This window comes from Roseibium sp. RKSG952, from assembly GCF_009711355.1.
This window is the reverse complement of the sequence record NZ_SMMF01000553.1, coordinates 1-1763: the sequence shown is the minus strand read 5'-3', so window position 1 is coordinate 1763 and position 1763 is coordinate 1. Positions and strand designations below refer to the sequence as shown.

Annotated in this window: 2 protein-coding genes; one reads left to right on the top strand and one right to left on the bottom strand. The window is 53.8% G+C overall.

The window, feature by feature from the left end; all coding sequences use genetic code 11:
- The first annotated feature begins 194 nt into the window (after nt 1–194).
- Nucleotides 195–464: a hypothetical protein gene (locus E1297_RS02195; protein ID WP_155133343.1), complete on the top strand. Its 270-nt coding sequence runs from the start codon at nt 195–197 to the stop codon at nt 462–464.
- A 416-nt stretch (nt 465–880) separates the two neighbouring features.
- On the opposite strand, the gene E1297_RS02190 is transcribed toward E1297_RS02195, so the two are convergent.
- Nucleotides 881–1573 (bottom strand): hypothetical protein, encoded by a 693-nt coding sequence (locus E1297_RS02190; RefSeq protein WP_155133340.1) that lies wholly within the window; start codon nt 1571–1573, stop codon nt 881–883.
- Nucleotides 1574–1763 lie beyond the last annotated feature (190 nt).

Below are 1763 nucleotides of genomic sequence, written 5' to 3'. Positions count from 1 at the left end.
GAAGGACCGGGTTTTACGGCGCAGCTTGATGAACATCGTTCACGAGCAAGTCATTAACCCGGTTAACCGTGGTTCGACTAATTTCCATTTCTACACCATGAACCGCTCCGACCCCACCTACGAAATCTGCCGTATGCTCGGTATTGGCCACGCGGAATTTGAAAAGACCAACGCCTGACGAGAAGAGGATCGCCATGAGGATCAGGATCGAAACCGATGATGACACACATGACTGCGAAATTTGTGGGGGCAGCTACGCCTACGGCGGCATGGTTTTCGTCGACGATGTCCTTGTGGTCGACAAACCTGCCTCGGCTCACTGCTTCAACGGCTCCAGCTACAACGAAGGCGAGTTACTCGTGATGGCGCTCAAGAAACTCGGGCACGAAGTCGTCGTTGACAACCACCTCTTTCATGTGACCTGCCACGATGACGACTATCATGGGCCTCTGGACGGGGATTGATATCGCGATGAAGAGCAGCCTGAGCAAAAACAGCATTTCCTTCTGTCCACCCGCTGCCGGGACCTGCCGATCACCGAGCTGATGGCGATCAACGAGGACTTGAATCATTCCAGATCCAGAGCCAGCATCGCAATTAGACACCTCGTTCGCCTCTATCGAATCTTCGTTAAGTGGCAGGTGACCAACAGCATCCTTGAGCCAGGCATCGCGCCTGTCAGGGAATGTGCGACCCCGCCTATGCCCCTGGGTCAAAAAAAATAAGACGCGGCCTTAAAACCGCGTGGGTCCGAGCAGCACCATTCCGAGGTCGCCCGGTAAGCGGATAGTATCGGGACGCCATGTATCGGCCGGCAAGAAGGAGATCTGGATGACGATCCGGACCTCCTTCTTTGTTTTTTGGATGAGAAAGACCGGGTTTAAGGACGGTGGAACGCGGTCACATCCTCTGGCTCAATCTCCGGTGACCTGCGATAAACGTGAAGGTCTTCTAGGCTTGGAATCCGCCCCTCTCTCACCAGATCCTTGTATTTACGCAGAGACTTTCTGAAAAGCTCTGCGCCCTTCTCAGTCCCCCATTCGGCAGACAAATACTCACGAACATAGTCAAGCGGATCCACACCGTCGGGCAGGGGAGCCAACTCGCCGATGTCTGCGTATGAGCGCGTAACGTTCATCGCGTCACGAACAGTGGCACGCCTGAATTCTAGGTCAGGATGCATTTCCTCAACAACAATGAGAACACCACTAGCAAGCGCAGCGGAACCCCACCTAGATCCCCTCGTCGTGATGGCAATGCTGCCAGTTCGAAGCAGAGGATCCTCCTCGATCCGATCCAGCAACGCGAAGAATGTATCGAATTCCGCTGAGTGACCCTGACCCCACCATTCACCGTCTTTCTGCCACTGGTAGCTCACTCCATCAACCTCTTCCCACTGATGGTTGATCCGGACAGGCACCTTTGCGGGACGGGAGAACAGAGACATACCGTCAGTCCGCTCAAGGGTCCTCCACATCGGCGGATAACCGTAGAGACCGTACGGACTTTTCGCTGTCGGTTCTTCTTCAAGCCAGAGTTTGTGAAGGTCTTCTTTCGACCAAATTGCACTCATACCGTCGGTCCTCACCTGATCACTGTTTCCATCCTTCCAGGATGCCGGTGCATCCGACAATGCAAACGTTTCCATATTACAACCGAAGCGGAATTATGTAGCAACTGCCACCAAGCGCTAGAAAACTCAGCATTCAGAACTTTTAGGCATGGTGCCCTGCACACGACACAGTTTACGATTGTGTCTGGCT